Raw genomic sequence first — 19,691 nt, forward strand, 5'->3', positions numbered from 1 at the left:
TAGCCGCAATGAAGGTAAGGAAATCGCAAGAAGTCCAAGAAGCTGTGCCATGTAAGGTATTGGTATCTCATGCCAATACTATCGATCTTATTACGTACCGATGCTCCTATTTGGAGTACTACCATGTTCGTTTCTGATATGCAGAGTTGGACGTGATAATATCGGCCGTTTACTCAAGACAGTTATTTCAATCATGCAGACGACTCCTACGTCCCCGCGTGCAGAGCATTCAAGTCTCAAAATCTATCTACGCCTCTTAGGCTATGTGCGTCCCTACATCGGACAGTTTGCCCTCAGTATCGTAGGCTTTCTGATCTTTGCCTCGACTCAGCCCATGCTGGCCGGAATTCTCAAATATTTCGTCGATGGCCTGAACAACCCGAACGCGTCGATGTTTCCTGGCTGGCCTGTTATCGGCGAGCTGCATCTGCTGCAGGCTGTTCCGCTTCTCATTATCCTGATTGCTGCCTGGCAGGGCATCGGCTCGTTTCTGGGCAACTATTTTATTGCAAAGGTTTCGCTGGGGTTGGTTCACGATCTCCGTGTGGCACTGTTCAATCATCTGTTGATACTGCCCAACCGGTATTTCGACGCGAACAACTCTGGTCACCTGATCTCTCGTATCACCTTCAACGTCACCATGGTAACTGGCGCAGCGACTGATGCGATTAAGGTGGTGATCCGAGAGGGGATGACGGTAGTGTTCCTGTTCGCATCCCTACTATGGATGAACTGGAAATTGACCCTCGTGATGCTGGCTATCCTGCCTATTATTGCCATGATGGTGACATCCGCCAGTCGCAAGTTTCGCAAGCAGAGCAAGAAAATCCAGTCGGCCATGGGAGATGTTACCCATGTAACGTCCGAGGCCATTCAGGGCTACCGCGTGGTTCGCAGCTTTGGTGGTGAGGCGTACGAGCGTAAGCGGTTCTTCGAGGCCAGCGAAAGCAATACTCAAAAGCAGCTGACCATGAACAGAACCGGTGCGGTTTATACGCCGATGTTGCAGCTGCTGATCTATACCGCCATGGCCGCCTTGATGTTCCTGGTGCTTTATCTTCGTGGTGATTCATCGGCCGGTGATCTGGTCGCCTACATCACCATGGCGGGACTGCTGCCCAAACCCATTCGCCAGTTATCCGAGGTGAGCTCGACGATCCAGCGTGGCGTCGCAGGTGCTGAAAGCATTTTCGAGCAGTTGGATGAAGTCCCGGAAGTGGACGAAGGAACTGAAGAGCGAGCTCGAGCGCAAGGGCGTCTGGAAGTCAGGAATCTGAACTTCACCTATCCCGGTACCGAAAAGCCGGTTCTGGACGATATCTCGTTCGTGGCGGAACCTGGGCAAATGGTGGCGCTGGTAGGACGCTCGGGCAGCGGAAAGTCGACACTGGCCAACCTGATTCCCCGTTTCTATCAGCACACGCAGGGCCAGATTCTGCTGGATGATCTGGACATCCAGCGTTATCGGTTGCCCAATCTGCGTCGGCACATTGCTCTAGTGACACAGCAGGTCACGCTGTTCAACGACACGGTCACCAATAATATTGCTTATGGTGATCTGGCTGGTGCGCCATTCGAGCAGGTGCTCGAAGCTGCCAAGGCCGCCTATGCCGACGAATTCATCCAGCGTTTGCCTGAGGGTTATGAAACACTGGTCGGTGAGAACGGTGTACTGCTTTCGGGCGGTCAGCGTCAGCGTCTGGCCATTGCACGGGCGCTTTTGAAGAATGCGCCCCTGCTGATCCTGGATGAAGCCACCTCTGCATTGGATACCGAATCCGAGCGGCATATCCAGGCGGCGCTGGACAGGGTTATGACTGGCCGAACCACATTGGTGATTGCGCACCGGCTGAGCACCATTGAAAAGGCCGATCTGATTCTAGTCATGGATCAGGGGCGTATCGTGGAACGTGGTACGCATGCCGAGCTATTGGCGCAGAATGGCTATTATGCCCGCCTGCATAACAGTCAGGTTGAAAAAGGCGCAACGACACTCGATGAAGAAGGCACACACGTTTCATGATGGGGTTGTTTAGGGCGTGGCGTGAGCGGGGCTGGGTTGAGATTGATGCGCCAGCCTATGCCCGGGCGTGGCAAACATGGGGAGGCAGTGTTGCCACCCATCCAGAGATCGTTGCACGCCTGTCTGATCTGGTTGGGCTTCCGGTCCGCTATCTGGGATGGCCAGCCAGCGGCGAGCTGCAGATGGCGGTAGCGTGCTGGGATGGGCACATTGCGCTGTCTCGCGATGTGCTCAAGCGCAAGGGTAAACGTGACTACTTCGACCTGGGGAACGCAGAAATCATTCTGCCAGCTCAGGAGAATGCTCAGGCTCCGCTGCGCCAGAAGGCCCGGTATTTATCTTCGCTAAGTGCCGCGCATATCTCGACTGCACGTCAGCAAAAAGAATGTCTGGCAATTGCACGTGCGCCGGAGGAGCTTTCAAAGAAGTTTCGTTACAACCAGCGCCGCGAGTTGCGTCTGCTGGAAGAGGCGGGTGGGCAGGTTCGGCCTGTCAGTGACTTCACACCAGCAGAACTGGCAGCGTTCTATGCCGATCTGTTCGAGCGCCGTTGGGCCTTCGAGGTGCCTGCCAAAGCTCATCTGGTTGACGTTTTTTCGCTGTTACGCGAATTCATGATGGGTTCCGTCATCTTTCTGGACGATGCTCCAGCTGCCATTCAGGTGCTTTACCGTGTCGAATCCCCTCGGTGGATCAGTGTTGAATACGTTAATGGTGGTGTGGCGCCGGAAAGTCGAGACTTCAGTCCGGGCAGTGTACTGAGCTTCCTCAATACCCAGGCGGCCTGGGAGGAGGCTCGTGCGCTAGGCAAGGACTTGCGCTTTTCGTTTGGCCGTGCGGATCGTGAGTACAAGGATCGCTGGTGCAACCGAGTGCCGGTCCACAAGGTGAAGTGATGAGTGCGCGTAAACAAAGGTTACTCAAGCGGCACCGGCGCCATAAGCGGATCGCACTAGGTATCATTGCGTTGTTTCTGCTTGCTTTGCTCGGTGCTGCGTTTGTACAGGTGCTGCCTTGGTGGCTGGTACCTCTTGCGATAGTGGCTGTCTGGATTGTTCATGAGGCCTGGTTCGCGGATCATCTGTTCTATGCGCCACATGATGATTACCGGTATGACTTTCCTGAGAGCAGTGTACGCCTGCCGATCGAGATCACGGACAACGTCTTGACGTTGAAAGGACATGAGCTTTCAGATGAGTTGCAATCCCTGGTATTGGAATGCGAAATCAAGGCAGGCTTTTTAGGCCACTTGTTCGACCCTTACGTTGTGATTCGTGCCGGTAGCCAGGAGGATCGTCAGGATTTCGAGCGGGGCGTACAGGGTCGCCGCTACCTTAACCTGTCAGGCTTTTCCGAGGCCTTGCGTGAAGGGCGAGTATCTGTCCGGGGCCGTTTTTGCCGGGTCGTTGGTTCTATGACACTGCATGGGTTTTCAAATCCAGATTATGCCTCCAAACGTGTAATGGTAATTGCGCCCCATGCGGACGATGCGGAGTTGGCTGCGTTCGGCCTTTACAGTGGTTGTGCCGAGGCTTCGATTGTTACCTTGACGCAAGGAGAGATCGAGGCCGAGTACTATGAGCGACTTGGCCTCAGTACTGCTGAAGCAGCCAGGCTCAAAGGACGCTTGCGGACATGGGACAGCCTGGCTGTACCGCTATGGGGCGGTGTACCCATGACGCGTTGCGTTCAGCTGGGCTATTTTTGCCTTCAGCTACCGGCCATGCATGCTGCGCCAGAGCAGGCGTTTGGCTCACGCGAGTCAGGTGATGTAGATATTCGTCCGGTACGGCGCTTTAATCCGTTGCGTCTTCCGGGTGACACGGACGGGCAACCCTCCTGGAATAATCTGATTGCCGACCTGGTTGCGCTCATCGAACATTTTCAGCCGGAAGTAATGGTGTTTCCCCATCCCCAGCTGGACCCTCATGCGGACCATGTTCAGGCAGCCCAGGCGGTAGAGGAGGCCATCCAGTTCAGTAGCTGGAAGCCAGATACGGCGTTGCTTTATGCGAACCACCTGCACGACAACGACCGCTGGCCCATGGGACCGTCGGGTAACGGTATCGCATTGCCGCCGGCCATCGAGCCTTTGCCGATGCTACCTGTCTGGAGTCCAGTGTTGAGTGCGGAGACTCAGCTCGATAAGGCCATGGCGCTGGGCATGCAGCATGATCTGCTTGTTCCGCCACCACTCAAGAAACGTTTGCGCCGACTGCTTCAGTCTGTTTTGACAGGGCGTCGATGGCCAGTGACGGGAGAGGACGAATTTTTTCGTAAAGCTGTTCGCCGTCATGAGCTGTTTTTCGTAAAAGATCTGAGGCATGGGCCGCTCGGGGACTGATTTAACCCTGTGGTATCATCGCCGCCGTTTTGACGTTTGGAGTCTTTCCATGAAGCTGACCATGCCCCGTTTTGATCAAGCCCCCGTGCTCGTGGTCGGCGATGTCATGCTCGATCGTTATTGGCATGGTGCAACGTCGCGAATCTCGCCCGAGGCGCCTGTGCCTGTCGTACGGGTTGATCAGAATGAAGATCGCCCCGGTGGTGCTGCCAACGTGGCGCTCAATATTGCTGCCTTGGGGGCACCGGCTTATCTGGTCGGTGTAACAGGCCAGGACGAGGCCGCCGACGCCTTGGCTGACAGCCTGAAGGCCGCCAAGGTCGAGGCACGTTTTCAGCGTATTGCCGGACAGCCGACCATCGTCAAGCTGCGGATCATGAGCCGTCACCAGCAACTACTGCGTGTCGATTTTGAAGAATCATTCAAGACCGATACCCAAGCGTTAGCAGCAGATACGCGCTCCATGCTGGCAGGTGTAAAGGTGCTGGTCCTTTCCGACTACGGCAAAGGCGCGCTCAGAAACCATCAGGACCTGATCCAGCTGGCCCGTGCTCGCAATATTCCGGTACTGGCAGATCCCAAAGGCAAGGATTTTTCGATCTACCGGGGCGCCAGCCTGATTACGCCCAACTTAAGCGAGTTCGAGGCGATTGTAGGACCTTGCACCGACGAAGCTGATCTGGTCGCCAAAGGCTGCAAACTGATCGCTGACCTGGAGCTGGGGGCACTGCTGGTAACCCGTGGCGAAAACGGGATGACGCTGCTGCGGCCTGACCAGCAGCCGTTCCATCTGCCCGCTCGTGCACGGGAGGTCTTCGATGTAACCGGCGCGGGCGATACCGTTATTTCGACTCTGGCGGCCGCGCTGGCTGCGGGTGAGGAGCTGCACAATGCGGTCGCTCTGGCGAACCTTGCTGCAGGTATTGTAGTGGGCAAGCTGGGCACTGCTGCAATCAGCGCTCCAGAGCTTCGCCGTGCGGTGCAGCGAGAGGAAGGCTCGGAGCGAGGGGTATTGGCTCTGGAACAGTTGCAGGTTGCTATTGAGGATGCACGTGCCCATGGCGAGAAAATTGTTTTCACCAACGGCTGCTTCGATATCCTCCATGCTGGTCATGTAGCTTATCTTGAGCAGGCACGTGCACTGGGTGACCGCCTGATTGTAGCGGTGAACGATGACGCATCCGTAACCCGCCTGAAGGGGCCGGGCCGGCCTATCAATACTGTCGATCGTCGAATGGCGGTGTTGGCCGGCTTGGGCGCGGTGGATTGGGTCATTCCTTTCAGCGAAAGCACTCCCGAGGAGCTGCTCAAGCAGGTAAAGCCCGATGTACTGGTAAAGGGCGGAGATTACAAGAGCGTCGATGAGGTAGTAGGAGCACCCCTGGTTCAAGCCTATGGTGGTGAAGTAAAGGTATTGGGCGTCGTCGAAAACAGTTCAACCACCGCGATTGTCGAGCGAATTCGCGGAAGCTCCTGATACAAACGGCGTCCGTCAGGACGCCTTCTCCTTGACTGTGCCCAGGCGGCTCAGCCAATCCTGCCAGCGTACCCGTTCTTCATGCACGAGCCAGCCGCGCTGTTCGGCAAAGCTTTCCGAGAGCCAGAGGCCTCGGGTGCTTACAGGCTGGCGTTGCCCCTCGTGTAAGGTAAACAGCTCGCCGGTAGGACGACCCTGATCCACTGCCAGCAGATAAATATCCGGGCGGCGCCTGTCCAGGCGTGCGATGAGCTGTCCATCCTCCACCTTGTCATCCACATGGAAAAGACTGGGCGTGCGGATATCCTTGGGTAGCTCCATCTGCATGTCATAGACCAGCTGCAGCGATGCGGTAGGCGTATGCACGTAAGCGCGTGGCCGCTCGATCAGCGCTAGACTGCCGCACTGGACAGGACGTGCGGCCCCGGTACGAGGGGTGAGGGTGAAATGGCCGTTTTCCCGGTACTTCAGTGCTCCCTCGTAAGGCGTAGGCAACCAGGTTTCGGTAAAACGGCCCTGTAGCCAGCCGTCGGGGGTTTCAAATAGGCATTCTTCAGCCACTTCTTGAACGGCCGTAAGCAGTGGAAGGTTAAGCTCATGGGCAGGTACGTAACCGGATATCAGTTTCAGTACGGTATCGCCACGATCGACCCGCTTCTGACGGACCAATAGCCAATGATCATGCCCTTGCCAGTTCAGCGTGATCCTGACCGAAACGCCCAGGTTTGCCAGCTCAAGTGAAAAGCGTTGTTCATCTTCGACGACAATCGGACGGCGGCGCTCCAGCACCTCGTTGAAATTCAGGGGTTGGCCCAAGGCCTGGTAAACCAGCTTTTCCGGGCTGCCTTCAACCAGCAGCGGCAGGGTCTTGAATGCCTTGGGGTTCTGACGCGCAATGAGTTGAGGCATGGCAGACTCCTGAAATTGTTATCATGGATGCCCCGTGCGCGTTAACGTCTGGACTCGATCACGCTAGCAGCGACACGGACATTATGCGACAGGTGCAACGGATTGATGGTTCCGATGATAGCGCTGGCCACTCCTGGATGACCAAGTACCAGTTCAAAACTGGCCTGGACGGGGTCCACGCCACTCCCAAGACAGACATGTCCGCTGGCCAGCGCCTTTTTGATGAGAATCGCCTTGCCAATAGCGGTCGCATGGTCGATGACCGGCCGCTCGCTCTGCTCGTTGAGGTTGTACGTCACCATGGCGCAATCGCCTTTGTCGAGCGCCAGCAGGCCACCCTCTACTGTCTTGCCGGAAAGGCCGAAAGCGCGAATGGAGCCCTCGCGCTTGAGCGTCTCCAGGGTCGTGTAGACATCTGAGTGCTCCAGAATATCGAGATCGTGTCCGTTGGAGTGTACGAGTACCAAGTCAATGCAGTCGGTCCCCAATCGCCTCAGGCTGCGCTCGACGGAAAACCGAGTGTGCTGAGCACTGAAGTCGTATCGTGATTGGCCGGACTCGAACTCTTCTCCCACTTTGCTGACGATAACCCAATTGTCGCGTTGCCCCTTGAGCAGCTTGCCAAGGCGTTCTTCGCTATGACCATAGGCGGGAGCAGTATCGATGAGGTTGATACCAAGCTCATGGGCAAGGGTCAGTAGGTCAGCAGCTTCACGGTCATCAGGAATCGTGAAGCCATTAGGATATTTCACACCCTGATCACGGCCCAGCTTCACGGTACCAAGCCCCAGTGGTGAAACCATGAGTCCGGTCGCGCCCAGGGGGCGGTAGTAATCGTGCAAGGTTTTCATGGCAACAGCGCCTCCCAAACTGGGATACCCATCGGTGGCATAGGGTGCGGAGGAAGGGCGGGGTGCGTACCGGGGCGAATACCTTCTCGCTCAAGGACCGCAAAGACTCGATCAGAAAAATCGGGCGCCAGGGCCAGTTTGGTTGGCCAGCCGACCAGTAAATTGCCGTGTTCCGCCACAAAGGCATTATCTGGACGGGCCATGCTGGATTGTGCCGGCTCTGCACGGTCTACCCGCAAGGTGGCCCACCGCGCTTGGGAGAGGTCTATCCAGGGCAGCAGCTTTTCCAGTTCATGACGAGCCACTGCAATCTGCTCGTCTTCTGAACGTGCTACACCTTCGGCTTCAGCCAGTTCACCTCCCAAGTACCAGACCCATTGCCCGTCAGCTGAGGGGTGTGTGGTCACTGTAATACGGGGCTTCGAACCGCCGCCCAGGCAGTGGGCATAAAGTGGTTTGAGTGTAGGCGCCTTGACCAGCACCATATGCAATGGGCGGCGCTGCATGGCCGGTTGCTCAAGGCCCAGGTCACGTAGCAGGGCTTCGGTGCCTCCGCCTGAGCTCAGTACTACTCGCTGAGCGCGGATAGGCTGGCCGTCCACGATCAGCCCCACCAGTTGCCCATCCTCAAGGATGGGGTCAAGGCGTTGTCCTTTCATCACGCTGTCACCTGCCAGCTCTGCCAGACGCGCAATGAGGCTCGGCACATCCAATACCAGCTCTGCCAAGCGATAGGCCTTGCCCTTGAAGGCACGATCCTGCAGGGCAGGAGGCAGGTCCGATCCCTTGACGGGCTCGACTCGACCGCGAACGGCCTTGCTTGCAAAAAAGCTGGTGAGGTTGCCGGCGAGCGTGCCGGGAGACCAGAGATAATGTGCTTCCGAAAGGATGCGGACACCCTGCAGATCCAGCTCGCCCGTCCCGGCCAAGCTGTCGCGCCAGCGGCGAGGCATTTCGGCAATGGCCTCCGAAGCACCTGTCAGCGCGCCGTGCAGGGCATATTTGGCACCGCCATGGATAATGCCCTGGGACTTCATGCTTTGCCCGCCCCCCAGGGTGCCCGACTCGATCAGGATTGTGGCAAAACCCGCTCGGCGTAGACGGGCGTTCAGCCACAGGCCGGCAATGCCTCCGCCGACGATCAGAATATCGGTGCTCAGTGCTGGGCTCATGTGCAGGACTCTTTCAAAAACAGGCGTGCAGTATAACGTGAGGCGATTGCAGGCGTAGGTCTCAGGTCAATGTCCTGTACTCTTTGAAAACAGTTGAATGACGATAACGCCCAGGATGATAAGACCCATGCCCAGTATGGCGGCCAGATCAAGTGTCTGCTTGTAGATGACGGCAGCCGCTATGCTGACCAACACGATTCCCATGCCTGACCAGATGGCGTAAGCAATACCGACTGGAATGATTTTGACCACCTGAGAAAGAAAACCAATGGCAACGGCGTAGCCAACGATAACCAGCACCAGCGGGAGCGGTTTGTTGAAGCCATCCAAAGCCTTCATTGCGGTTGTCGCAACGATTTCAGCGGCGATAGCAATAGCCAGATAAATGTAGCCGATCATAAGAAGCATCCTGATTGAAAACGCCCAGTCTAGTTTTTCTTGTGATGGGATAAAGTGATTACCTATCTGTAATGGAGATAGGTAATGCAGTGGAGCCTGGATCAGGTCCGTCTGTTTGTGAGTGTGGCCGAGACGTGTTCGTTCTCTGCGGCGGCCCGTCGATTAGGGCGCGCCCAGTCAGCTATCAGTAGCTCAATTGCCTTGCTGGAAGCAGACCTTGGGGTCCTGCTGTTCGAGCGCAGCAGCGGACGGCAGCCTCGGCTGACCGAGTCGGGACGGGCGCTGCTTGATGAGGCGCGGGAAATTCTGAGGCATTGTGAACGCCTCGAAAGTCGGGCGCTAGGGCTGACGCAGGGCGAGGAAACTCGCTTGCGCTTGGCTCATGATGAAGCGATGCCGTATCAGCCTATCGTCAACAGCCTTGAGACCCTGGCAGCGATCTATCCTTTTCTGGATGTACAGCTTGCCAGTGGCGCCCAGGGAGAGGTTGCGCGAAAGCTGCTTGATCGCCGAGCTGACCTTGGCCTCATGTTCCATCACGAGCACATGCCTGATGCCCTGGAGCGCAGGCGGCTTAGTCTGGTGGAGATGGTTACGGTGTGTGGGGCAGGTCATCCCTTAGCTCACTATGCTCGCATCACGCGTCAGCAACTGGCTCAGCACCGGCAGATTCTCATTGCGCCTTATCAGAGCGGTTACCCGGGCGGCGAGCCGATCAGTCCACACGTCTGGCGAGCCGACAGTTTCTATGTGACAGCAGAACTGGTCATGCGTGACATTGGTTGGGCCTGGCTGCCTCGTCATGTGGCCCGCTATCCTACTTACTTGAATCACTTGGTGGAGCTGGCCAGTGACTGGACGCCACCTCCGCTGGTAGTTGAGCTGGTCTGGCGGCGTGACGAGCCCCAGGGGCCTGCGGCGCGCTGGTTGGGTGAGCACTTTGCCGAGCAGCTGCAAGCCATTGGTTAAGGCCGTCCTAGGATCAACAGAGGGCTTTGCCATCGCCTTTCCATGCAAAGCGGGCTAAGCTCCGCCGCCATGAACAGAATTCTCTATAGCCTGCTTTTCTATATTGCTCTTCCTTTCATTGCCGTGCGCTTAGTGCTCCGCTCGCGTAAGGCGCCGCTCTATCGTCAGCGCATGGGGGAGCGGTTTTCCCTTGGCCTTCCGCCCATGCGGCCTGGTGGTCTTTGGATACATGCGGTTTCAGTGGGAGAAAGTATTGCCGCTGCGCCAATGGTACGGGCTCTGATCGAACGGCACCCCGATTTGCCCGTCACGGTAACTTGTATGACGCCTACCGGTTCAGAGCGAATTCGGGCGCTGTTTGGTGACCAGGTCCAGCATTGTTATCTACCTTATGATGTGCCCTGTGCAGTCGCACGATTTCTGGATCATGTACGACCGACGCTAGCTGTCATTATGGAGACTGAGCTCTGGCCCAACTATATCTATCAGTGCTCCCGTCGAGGGATTCCGGTAGCACTGGCCAATGCCCGCCTGTCTGCACGATCGGCAAAAGGATATGGTCGTCTGGAGGGTGTCACGCGCCCCATGCTGTCATCCATGGACTGGATCGCGGTCCAGACACCGGCGGAGGCCGGGCGGTTTACCTCGCTTGGGGCCCGGCCTGAGTGTGTCACTGTGACAGGATCCATCAAATTCGACCTGAGTATCGATCCGGCGCTGATTAGTCGTGCAGAGGTGTTGCGAGAGGCCTGGGGACATCGCCCTGTCTGGATTGCAGCCAGTACCCATGCCGGCGAGGACGAGATTCTTCTGGCGGCCCATACGCGGTTACGCCAGCACTTGCCTGACGCGCTGATGATACTGGTGCCGCGTCATCCTGAGCGTTTCGATGATGTTTACAAGCATTGTCAGCAGAGCCAGTTGAGCACTGCGCGCCGCTCGAAGGACGAGCCGGTTGCTCACGACACGGCCGTTTACCTAGGCGATACGATGGGCGAGTTGCTCTTCTTATATGCCGCAGCGGATGTCGCTTTTGTAGGAGGTAGCCTGATCGAGCGGGGCGGGCATAATCTTCTGGAGCCGGCAGCCCTGGGTAAGCCGGTTCTTTCCGGACCGCATGTATTTAACTTTCTGGACATCGCGGCGCAACTGCGCGATGCGCAGGCCTTGCGTGATGTAAGGAGCGCCGAGGATATTGCTGAGGCGCTCCAGCTGCTGCTGATGGATGAGCATGTAGCCGGCCAGATGCGGCAGGGCGGACTGGCTGTACTCAAAGCCAACCAGGGCGCCTTGCAGCGCCTGCTGGATGGGCTGGATCGGTTGATCAGGCATTCGTCAGGGTCTTAACGAGGGGCGCTGCGTCATACTGATGGGTTTGGCCAGATCCGGAGGCAGGAAGTCACGGTCCGGATCGTAGTCAGGTTTCAAATAGCGCGACAGCTCAAGCAGGTCGTTCGGGCTCAGAAGGCCGGCTGACTGCTTCAGGCGCAGGTTATCCAGGATATAGTCATAGCGAGCATTGTTGTATTCACGAACGGCGTTATAGAGCTGGCGCTGTATGTCGAGTACATCAACGATACTGCGTGTGCCTACTTGATAAGCGATCTGGGTCGCTTCGAGAGCGCGCTGGCTGGACGCAATGTTCTGCTTGCGTGCCGCGATCTGTTCGACATCGGTGTTGATGGCACGATGATAATTGCGCGTATTTTGCACCACTTCACGGCGCATGCTCTCGCGCTGCTGCTCGCTCTGGTCCAGCCGCTGATAGGCTTCGCGTACCTGGGAGCTGGTCAGTCCGCCGGTATAAATAGGTACGTTTATCTGCACGCCTATGCTGCGCTGGCTGACGGGGCTGTCGAAAATATCGACACCCGGGTTGGGCAGGTTGAAAGCGTCATTGTCGCCGCGCTGGTAGCGCGCCACCGCATCTACGGTGGGTAAGTGTCCGGCCTTGCGCTGGCGCAAGGTTTCCTGCGCCGTGTCTACGGCTGAGTTGGAGGCCAGCAGCTGGAGGTTCTGCGCCACGGCGCGATCGACCCAGGCCTTGGCATCGTTGGGCATGGGTGGCAGGATCGGCAGATCGTGGCGAATACCTTCGAGCGCGTTGTACTCCCGGTTGGTCAGACGGACCAGCCCCTGAAAGGCATCCTGGACATTACGCGAAGCCAGAGAGCTGTTGGCCTTGGCTGTGTCATAACTGGCCTGGGCCTGGAGTACATCGGTCTCGTCCGTTAGCCCCACCTTGAACCGCTCCCGGGTCTGGTCGAGCTGGCGGAAGAGGGCTGCCTCCTCAGCCCTGGCAGTCGCCAGGGCATCTTGGGCACGCAAGGCGCTGAAGTAACCCTCCGCCGTTTGCAGGATCAGGTTCTGCTGGGCAGCTGAAAACTGGTACTCGGCCTGTTCCGTACCGGCCTTGGCTGCCTGGAGTTGAAACCAACGATCTGCCCGGAACAGCGGCTGGCTGAGGTTGGCCTGGATCATCTGACTGCTGCGATCACTCTTATAGCGACCTTCTGCAATCCCTAATGTGTCGTTCTGTTTCAGCCCCAGACTCATATGGGTGTCATTGACTTGAGCGCCCAAGCTGAGCTGTGGTAGCAGGCCTGCACGGGCTTGCGGAATGGCTTCCCGCTGCGCGGCAAGGCCGGCACGCTCGGCTGCCAGATCGGAGTTGTTGCTGAGGGCTTCCTGGTAAACCGCGACCAGTCCGTTCTGTGTGGTAGCCGGCTCTACTGACTGAGCCATGACCAGGCTGCAGGCACAGCTCAGGGTTGAAAAGAGAACGATACGCAGCATGTGAGGTCCTGGCATAGCTTTCCATGTTGTAGGGCGAGTGTAGCCGTATCGGCCATACGAGAGAAAATATGCTGTGAAGTTTCCTGGCGGGTAACGCATTCTGTGTTTACACTGCAGACGTTCTTGTCGGGGTGCGTCATACGAAGCGCTGAGATCGGGTAGTCCCGGATCCCGTTGAACCTGATCGGGCTAGACTCGTCGCGTGCGACGTGCCAACCCGCGTAGGGAACAAGAGGTCTGTTCGCTCGAACAGACCACCTTGCAGGCATCCGCCTGTTCCTGTGTATCAGGTTCTTCCCCGGCACCGTGCCTACCAGGAGAGCCTCGATGAACAAGCAGAACAATGTCACCGATTTCACTCAGGTCGATCGCCAGTCCACCCAGCCGTTTCCCAATTCCCGAAAGGTCTACCTGACCGGCTCCCGGCCGGATATCCGCGTGCCGGTTCGTGAGATCCGTCTGGCTGACACGCCAACCGCGTTCGGCGGCGAGAAGAATGCGCCGGTATTTGTCTACGACACATCAGGCCCGTATACGGACCCTGACGTACGCATCGATCTACGCAAGGGACTGCCGGATGTTCGCTCGCGCTGGATCGATGAGCGTGGTGACACCGAGATTCTACCGGGGCTTTCCTCCGAGTTCGGGCGTGCTCGCCTGGATGATCCGGCCCTTGACGCCCTGCGGTTCGCCCATGTTCGGACTCCACGACGGGCCAAGGCAGGGCACAACGTCAGTCAGATGCATTACGCCAGGAAAGGCATCATCACGCCGGAAATGGAATACATTGCCCTTCGCGAGAGCATGAAGCTTCAGGTGGCTCGGGAGGCGGGTCTTTTGACGCAGCAACACGGCGGGCAAAGCTTTGGTGCTGCCATCCCGAAAGAAATTACCGCGGAGTTCGTCCGGGACGAAGTGGCCCGTGGCCGCGCCATCATCCCTGCAAACATCAACCATATTGAACTGGAGCCGATGATTATCGGCCGCAACTTCCTGGTGAAGATCAACGGCAACATCGGTAACAGTGCGCTGGGGTCCTCAATCGAGGAAGAGGTGGAAAAACTGACCTGGGGCATCCGCTGGGGCGCTGATACGGTGATGGACCTGTCTACCGGTAAGCATATTCACGAGACGCGTGAGTGGATCCTGCGTAACAGTCCGGTCCCGATCGGGACGGTTCCGATCTATCAGGCGCTGGAAAAAGTCGGTGGTGTAGCCGAGGACCTGACTTGGGAGATCTTCCGCGACACGCTTATCGAGCAGGCCGAACAGGGCGTGGACTACTTCACCATTCATGCGGGGGTACTGTTGCGCTACGTGCCGCTGACGGCCAAGCGCGTGACCGGTATCGTTTCGCGCGGCGGTTCCATCATGGCCAAGTGGTGTCTGGCGCATCACCAGGAGAACTTCCTGTATACGCATTTCGAAGAAATCTGCGAAATCATGAAGGCTTATGACGTCAGCTTCTCCCTGGGGGATGGCCTGCGGCCTGGCTCTATTGCGGATGCCAATGATGCCGCCCAGTTTGGTGAGCTGGAAACGTTGGGCGAGCTGACCAAGCTGGCCTGGAAGCATGACGTCCAGTGCATGATCGAAGGTCCGGGCCATGTGCCGATGCAGCTGATCAAGGAAAACATGGACAAGCAGCTCGAATGCTGCGACGAGGCGCCGTTCTACACACTTGGCCCCCTGACCACCGACATCGCCCCCGGCTATGACCACATTACTTCTGGTATCGGCGCCGCCATGATCGGTTGGTTCGGCTGTGCCATGTTGTGCTATGTCACGCCCAAGGAACACCTGGGCTTGCCCAACAAGGACGACGTCAAAACCGGCATCATCACTTATAAGATCGCTGCCCACGCCGCTGACCTCGCCAAGGGTCATCCTGGCGCCCAGATCCGAGATAACGCACTAAGCAAGGCACGCTTCGAATTTCGCTGGGAAGACCAGTTCAACCTGGGCCTGGACCCGGACACAGCGCGTGCTTTCCACGACGAGACCCTGCCCAAGGACTCTGCCAAGGTGGCGCACTTCTGCTCGATGTGCGGGCCCAAGTTCTGTTCCATGAAGATCACTCAGGAAGTGCGTGATTACGCCAAGGAGAATGGATTGACCGATGAACAAAGAGCCATCGAAGCCGGGTTTCAGGAGCAGGCAGCACGGTTCAAGGAAGAGGGCAGTGTGATTTACAAGCAGGTTTAACGCGCGGGTCGTTGTTGTGTAGTGCCAAGCCGCGTCCCTGGGCGCGGCTTCTTGTTATGTTCCGGGCGACTCAAAAGCGCGCCTGTCCCCGTTGATTACCCGAGATATCGTTTATCGTGAGTACGACTAGCACCTATTCACCCGACATCGTGGTGCCTGACGCACGCCGTGTATTAGGCGGGCGTGATTTCTTTTCCCTGTGGTTTTCGCTCAGCGTCGGGCTCATGGTGGTTCAGACCGGGGCGCTTCTGGCTCCCGGACTTGGCCTTGCCCAGGGCTGGCTTACGATTCTATGTGGTTCGGTTGCCGGCTCACTGCTCCTGGCCGTTGTTGGGACCATCGGGAGCCGCACCGGCCTTTCAGCCATGTCGGCGCTCAAGCTGAGCCTTGGGCGTTACGGTGCGGTAGTTCCTGCCGTACTAAACATCCTGCAGCTGGTAGGATGGGGCAGCTTCGAGCTGGTGGTTATGAGAGATGCAGCCCTTCTCCTAACGGACCGTTACCTGGGGGCGGGTGGCTGGCTGGCCAATCCGGTCTTCTGGACGCTGACATTCGGCGTACTGGTCACGATTCTGGCGGTCGCCGGTCCGCTTACCTTCGTTCGCCGCATTCTGCGCCGCTGGGGTATTTGGCTGCTCCTGGCCGCCTGCATTTGGCTGACCTGGAATTTTTTCTCCAAGGCAGATCTGGCTGCGCTGTGGGCGCGTCCTGGTGATGGATCGCTGAATTTTGCAGCCGGATTCGATATCGCTATTGCCATGCCGCTGTCCTGGTTACCACTGATTGCCGACTATGCTCGGTTTGGCCGCGGGCAGGCTGGCGTGTTTGGCGGCACGGCCATTGGTTACTGCCTGGGCAACTTCTGGCTGATGGGACTGGGTGTGGCCTATACCCTGGCTTTCGCTGATGCAAGCCAGACCAATGCTCTGTTACTGGCCCTGGCGGGCGCAGGCGTAGGCATACCCCTGCTGCTGATCCTGCTGGATGAGTCGGAAAATACATTTGCGGCTATTCATTCAGCTGCCGTGTCTTCCGGCATTTTGGTTCGGCTCAAGGTCGAGCATCTGTCACTGGCTTTCGGCGTGCTGTGTACACTCATCGCGTGGCAGGTTGCCCTGGCTGAATACGAGCACTTTCTACTGCTCATCGGGTCGGTATTCGCCCCACTTTTTGGCGTGGTACTGGTCGACCATTTTATCCTTCGTACCCAGCACGCCGATCATGTAGCCATGACGACGCTGCGCTGGGATACCCTCATCGCCTGGGGCTGCGGTGTAGCGATCTATCATCTGCTTGCTGCTTTCTGGCCCGTACTGGGGGCAACCCTGCCGGCGCTGATCCTGGCGGGTCTACTTCAGTTGGTGCTGGGGAGACTGATTGCACGGTAGGAGTCGGTAGCCTGGCGATTCGCATCGCCAGGCTAGCAGGCTTACAGCGCGCGGCGGCCTGGAAAGTATTCAGGGCGCACGATGCCGTTCAGCTTGGGATAGGGAATCTTGATAAGCGGATGGCCCATGGAGTAGGGCGCAATGCTGGTGACATCATACTTCAGCGTGACGGCACCGAAATCCAGTGCAATGTTGGATGTCTTGACGAAGGGCCATTCTTTCTCGAAGGCACCGTCGTCCTTGAGTCCGTTGGCTATCAGCCATGCCTGGTGGGCGGTTTTGGCTACATCCCAGAAAGCCTGTTCCTGTCCTGGCACCAGGATGTCCTGAAGCGTCAGGACTTTCTTTTGCTGACGATCATAATTGATGATGCTGCGGCCCGGCTGGCCGTGGGCACCGCCTGTGTCCAGATAGGATGACAGCTCGACAATCACCAGCCCGTCATGCTGCTCGCGTATGTTGGCCTGCAGGTAACTGCTCCAGCGCGGCTGCGCATTGCGCAGGAAGTCCTGCTCGTAAGCGTCCAGCGACTGTGCTACCGGGGCTCCCGGTTCCGGTCGGGTTTCCTCAAGCAAGGCTTGCTCGATGATCGCATTAAGGTGTTCATCGTCGAACTTCAGCGTATCGACATTGACGAAGGGGCAGTCAGCATTGGCGCAGCCCGCCGGACGGTGCTCCCACGCCACACGCTTGGGCTTGAGCGGTTCGTTCAGGTCAGGCTTGAAAAAGCTTTGGCAGGCACTCAATAAAACGGCCGTGCTGGCGATAACGAGTAGTTTGGACAGTCGCATGGGGCTCCTTGGTAGGTAGAGGGGCTGTGCTCAGGATGTGCTTCGAGTGCATCCGGTGCAATGAGTTCGGCATCAAACCGTTCAGTCATCCGCATATCTTCCTGTCTTCCGGGCGGTACTGCCAAGGGGCTGCATCCTTCAAGCGGTCACGCTAGGATGGCGCGATTGTCACGACTGAAGTCCGGAGAGGCTTAGATGAGCGAAAACGTAAAGTCAGCCCCAGGCGACTTCGAAATTGAGCGCCGCGAAGAGTGTTTCAAAGGGTTTTATCGCGTAGACCGTCTATATTTACGGCATCGGTTGTTTTCCGGCGAAATGGGTCGCCGGTTGGATCGGGAGCTTTTTGTTCGGCACGATGCGGTCTGCGTACTGCCCTACGATCCCAAGCGGGATAAGGTAGTGCTGGTAGAGCAGTTCAGGGTTGGGGCCATCGATAAAAGTGATAATCCGTGGCTGCTTGAGCCGATAGCCGGGCTGATCGACAAGAGCCATGAGGTGCCCGAAGAGGTCGCTCATCGCGAAGCGCAAGAAGAGGCTGGTCTGGCCTTGCAATCGCTATGGCCCATCTCCACTTACTTCCCCTCTCCAGGTGGCAGTGACGAGCTGGTGCATCTCTTCCTGGCCCGTGTGGACAGCGACGAGGCTGGCGGTGTGCACGGCTTGCCTGAAGAAGGGGAAGATATTCGTGTTCACGTCATGCCTTTCGAGGATGCGCTGGACGCCGTCAAGAATGGAAAAATCAATAACGCAGCGGCAATGATTGCCTTGCAATGGCTGGCGCTCAATCGCGCCGAGGTACGTGGTTTATGGGTTTGAAAGGGCGGGATCGCTACCGAGTTGACTTGCCGGGGCTGCAGGCCACGTGCGAGTCCAACTATCTGCGACTGATGCAGCTTCTTCCCAAGATGCGCGAGGCACTGATTTCCCGTCGTGTGGCGCTTTCGCAGGGAGAAAAGCTGTTGGGCATACTGGCCTTGGAAGTGACCGAGGCGTGTCCATATACAACAACACTGCAGGTCAGCCAGGAGCTTGGGCTTCCCTGGTTGCCTGTGCCCAGGCTTGAAGTGCGTGTTTACCATGATGCACGCATGGCAGAGGTCATCAGCGCGGGGCCGACCCGCCGGTTACAGGCAATCTATCCGTATCCGAACGAGCTGATGAACCATCCTGACGAAAAGACGCAGCTGAATTTGTTTCTAGGCGAATGGTTGAGCCACTGCATGGCATGCGGACACGAGTCCGAACCTGTCCTGCAACGCTGATTACTGCTTTGTCCTCCGGCGCGCGTGTCTCGCCGCCATAGAAACTCCCAGCCACGGATCGATACGCAAATAATGGCTTTGTGCTAGCATTTAATTTGATGCTGCTACCGTCGCCTGCTGCCGTAAAACGACCTTTTGTCGCTGCGTGATGTAATACCTTGTCAAACAGGGGTCGGCATACAGTTCATCGGTTACAAGTGTGAACTGTGCACCATCTGTTAGGTGCGCTTACATGCACTCTCTACACTTTGATTTGTTGTAGACGCCGCGATTCAAGGAGATGGCTTTGGCTACGTCGCCAGATTTCCTCGCTGCACCGCTTGTGGTCCAGCTTACCGATAGTCACCTGTTTTCCTCTCCCGAGGGGCGCCTGTTGGGGTTGGATACCCGCTATAGCCTGGAACAGGTTGTAGAGCGCGTACGAGCCGAGCAGCCGACGATAGACCTGATACTGGCCAGCGGAGACCTGGCACAGGAAAGTACGCCCGAGGCCTACCAGTCCTTCAAGGAGCTTACGGCTTGCCTTGATGCGCCTGCCCGCTGGTTGCCGGGCAACCATGACAAGGTCAAGGTAATGCAAACCTTCTGTGCCGGAACAGACCTCATGGACCCCGTGCTCGATATGGGGCAGTGGCGGCTGATCATGCTGGATTCGACTATTAATGGTGCCGTGCCCGGGCGGTTCGACCAGGAGCAGCTCGAGCTGCTCGAAAAGGCACTGAGCGAAGCACCGGATCGACACGTGCTGGTGTCTTTCCATCACCACCCTGTTCAGGTGGGCTGCCAGTGGATGGAGCCGTTAGGGGTTCTCAATCCTGAGGCGCTTTTTGAAGTGCTGGATCGGTATTCGCAGGTGCGCGTCATTCTCTGGGGCCATATCCATCAGGAATTCGATCAGATACGTAACGGCGTACGCCTGTTGGCATCACCGTCAACAGGGCTGCAGTTTGAGCCGAACAGCATTGATTTCAAAGTGGGCATGCAAGCCCCGGGCTACCGCTGGCTCAGGCTATTACCGGACGGTACGATTGAAACCGGCATCTCGCGGGTAGAAGGTGTGGATTTCAATGTGGATTTCCAGGGCAGTGGTTATTAGCCGATAGGC

General features: G+C 57.4%; 17 protein-coding genes and 1 riboswitch. Of the genes, 11 read left to right on the top strand and 6 right to left on the bottom strand.

Translation table 11 applies throughout. From position 1 onward, the window contains the following. Positions 1-193 precede the first annotated feature (193 nt). Genes msbA through hldE form a run of 4 tightly spaced genes read left to right on the top strand, consistent with a single transcriptional unit; the run spans position 194 to position 5,844 of the window. Positions 194-2,023, top strand: a complete 1,830-nt coding sequence (gene msbA / locus JQR90_RS03695; protein WP_037029990.1) for a lipid A export permease/ATP-binding protein MsbA — start codon at positions 194-196, stop codon at positions 2,021-2,023. Further along, on the top strand, positions 2,020-2,919 hold the full coding sequence (locus JQR90_RS03700) for a GNAT family N-acetyltransferase (protein WP_434140476.1): 900 nt from the start codon (positions 2,020-2,022) through the stop codon (positions 2,917-2,919). Before msbA ends, JQR90_RS03700 begins: the two co-directional genes overlap by 4 nt. After that, the gene (locus JQR90_RS03705) at positions 2,919-4,367 is read left to right on the top strand and encodes a PIG-L deacetylase family protein (protein WP_434140478.1); all 1,449 of its coding nucleotides are present in this window, start codon (positions 2,919-2,921) and stop codon (positions 4,365-4,367) included. Before JQR90_RS03700 ends, JQR90_RS03705 begins: the two co-directional genes overlap by 1 nt. A gap of 49 nt (positions 4,368-4,416) precedes the next feature. Beyond that, complete coding sequence (gene hldE, locus JQR90_RS03710) at positions 4,417-5,844, top strand: bifunctional D-glycero-beta-D-manno-heptose-7-phosphate kinase/D-glycero-beta-D-manno-heptose 1-phosphate adenylyltransferase HldE (RefSeq protein WP_010797069.1); 1,428 nt, start codon at positions 4,417-4,419, stop codon at positions 5,842-5,844. 15 nt (positions 5,845-5,859) lie between these two features. Here hldE and JQR90_RS03715 read toward each other — a convergent pair whose 3' ends face one another. The 4 genes from JQR90_RS03715 to JQR90_RS03730 all read right to left on the bottom strand — a co-directional run bounded on the left by JQR90_RS03715 (position 5,860) and on the right by JQR90_RS03730 (position 9,175). Continuing rightward, positions 5,860-6,753: a metal ABC transporter ATPase gene (locus JQR90_RS03715; RefSeq protein ID WP_219650765.1), complete on the bottom strand. Its 894-nt coding sequence runs from the start codon at positions 6,751-6,753 to the stop codon at positions 5,860-5,862. Between the two features lie 41 nt (positions 6,754-6,794). After that, a complete protein-coding gene (locus JQR90_RS03720; RefSeq protein ID WP_434140480.1) occupies positions 6,795-7,604 on the bottom strand; it encodes an aldo/keto reductase in 810 nt (269 codons plus the stop codon). Continuing rightward, positions 7,601-8,776 (bottom strand): NAD(P)/FAD-dependent oxidoreductase, encoded by a 1,176-nt coding sequence (locus tag JQR90_RS03725; RefSeq protein ID WP_434140482.1) that lies wholly within the window; start codon positions 8,774-8,776, stop codon positions 7,601-7,603. The genes JQR90_RS03720 and JQR90_RS03725 overlap by 4 nt, the downstream gene beginning before the upstream one ends. A gap of 66 nt (positions 8,777-8,842) precedes the next feature. Then, positions 8,843-9,175: a DMT family transporter gene (locus tag JQR90_RS03730; RefSeq protein ID WP_074823063.1), complete on the bottom strand. Its 333-nt coding sequence runs from the start codon at positions 9,173-9,175 to the stop codon at positions 8,843-8,845. Between the two features lie 84 nt (positions 9,176-9,259). On the opposite strand from JQR90_RS03730, the gene JQR90_RS03735 reads away from it, so the two are divergent. Next, entirely contained in the window at positions 9,260-10,144 is an 885-nt protein-coding gene (locus JQR90_RS03735; RefSeq protein WP_434140484.1) for a LysR family transcriptional regulator, read from the top strand. Positions 10,145-10,213: 69 nt separating this feature from the next. After that, positions 10,214-11,491 carry a lipid IV(A) 3-deoxy-D-manno-octulosonic acid transferase gene (waaA, locus tag JQR90_RS03740; RefSeq protein WP_434140486.1) on the top strand — a complete coding sequence of 426 codons (1,278 nt, stop codon included), beginning with the start codon at positions 10,214-10,216 and terminating at the stop codon, positions 11,489-11,491. Here the strand turns inward: waaA and JQR90_RS03745 are convergent. Continuing rightward, complete coding sequence (locus JQR90_RS03745; protein ID WP_434140489.1) at positions 11,480-12,940, bottom strand: TolC family outer membrane protein; 1,461 nt, start codon at positions 12,938-12,940, stop codon at positions 11,480-11,482. The genes waaA and JQR90_RS03745 overlap by 12 nt on opposite strands. Positions 12,941-13,057: 117 nt before the next feature. Beyond that, positions 13,058-13,185: riboswitch (TPP riboswitch) on the top strand. Between the two features lie 82 nt (positions 13,186-13,267). Between JQR90_RS03745 and thiC the strand changes: the two genes are divergently transcribed. After that, the gene (gene thiC / locus JQR90_RS03750; protein ID WP_434140491.1) at positions 13,268-15,145 is read left to right on the top strand and encodes a phosphomethylpyrimidine synthase ThiC; all 1,878 of its coding nucleotides are present in this window, start codon (positions 13,268-13,270) and stop codon (positions 15,143-15,145) included. 113 nt (positions 15,146-15,258) lie between these two features. Further along, positions 15,259-16,533: a putative hydroxymethylpyrimidine transporter CytX gene (gene cytX, locus JQR90_RS03755; protein ID WP_219650947.1), complete on the top strand. Its 1,275-nt coding sequence runs from the start codon at positions 15,259-15,261 to the stop codon at positions 16,531-16,533. Positions 16,534-16,574: 41 nt separating this feature from the next. Here the strand turns inward: cytX and JQR90_RS03760 are convergent, their stop codons facing one another. Beyond that, entirely contained in the window at positions 16,575-17,324 is a 750-nt protein-coding gene (locus JQR90_RS03760; RefSeq protein ID WP_122043436.1) for an RsiV family protein, read from the bottom strand. 195 nt (positions 17,325-17,519) lie between these two features. Here JQR90_RS03760 and JQR90_RS03765 point away from each other — a divergent pair, with 195 nt between their 5' ends. The 3 genes from JQR90_RS03765 to cpdA all read left to right on the top strand — a co-directional run bounded on the left by JQR90_RS03765 (position 17,520) and on the right by cpdA (position 19,682). After that, the gene (locus JQR90_RS03765) at positions 17,520-18,140 is read left to right on the top strand and encodes an NUDIX domain-containing protein (RefSeq protein WP_010797080.1); all 621 of its coding nucleotides are present in this window, start codon (positions 17,520-17,522) and stop codon (positions 18,138-18,140) included. Further along, positions 18,131-18,586 (top strand): DUF1249 domain-containing protein, encoded by a 456-nt coding sequence (locus tag JQR90_RS03770; RefSeq protein ID WP_010797081.1) that lies wholly within the window; start codon positions 18,131-18,133, stop codon positions 18,584-18,586. The genes JQR90_RS03765 and JQR90_RS03770 overlap by 10 nt, the downstream gene beginning before the upstream one ends. 280 nt (positions 18,587-18,866) lie before the next feature. After that, a complete protein-coding gene (gene cpdA, locus JQR90_RS03775; RefSeq protein ID WP_125887227.1) occupies positions 18,867-19,682 on the top strand; it encodes a 3',5'-cyclic-AMP phosphodiesterase in 816 nt (271 codons plus the stop codon). Positions 19,683-19,691: the final 9 nt, after the last annotated feature.

Origin of the sequence: Pseudomonas sp. JZ114 (assembly GCF_051027705.1) — a bacterium.
GTDB lineage: Bacteria > Pseudomonadota > Gammaproteobacteria > Pseudomonadales > Pseudomonadaceae > Chryseomonas > Chryseomonas luteola.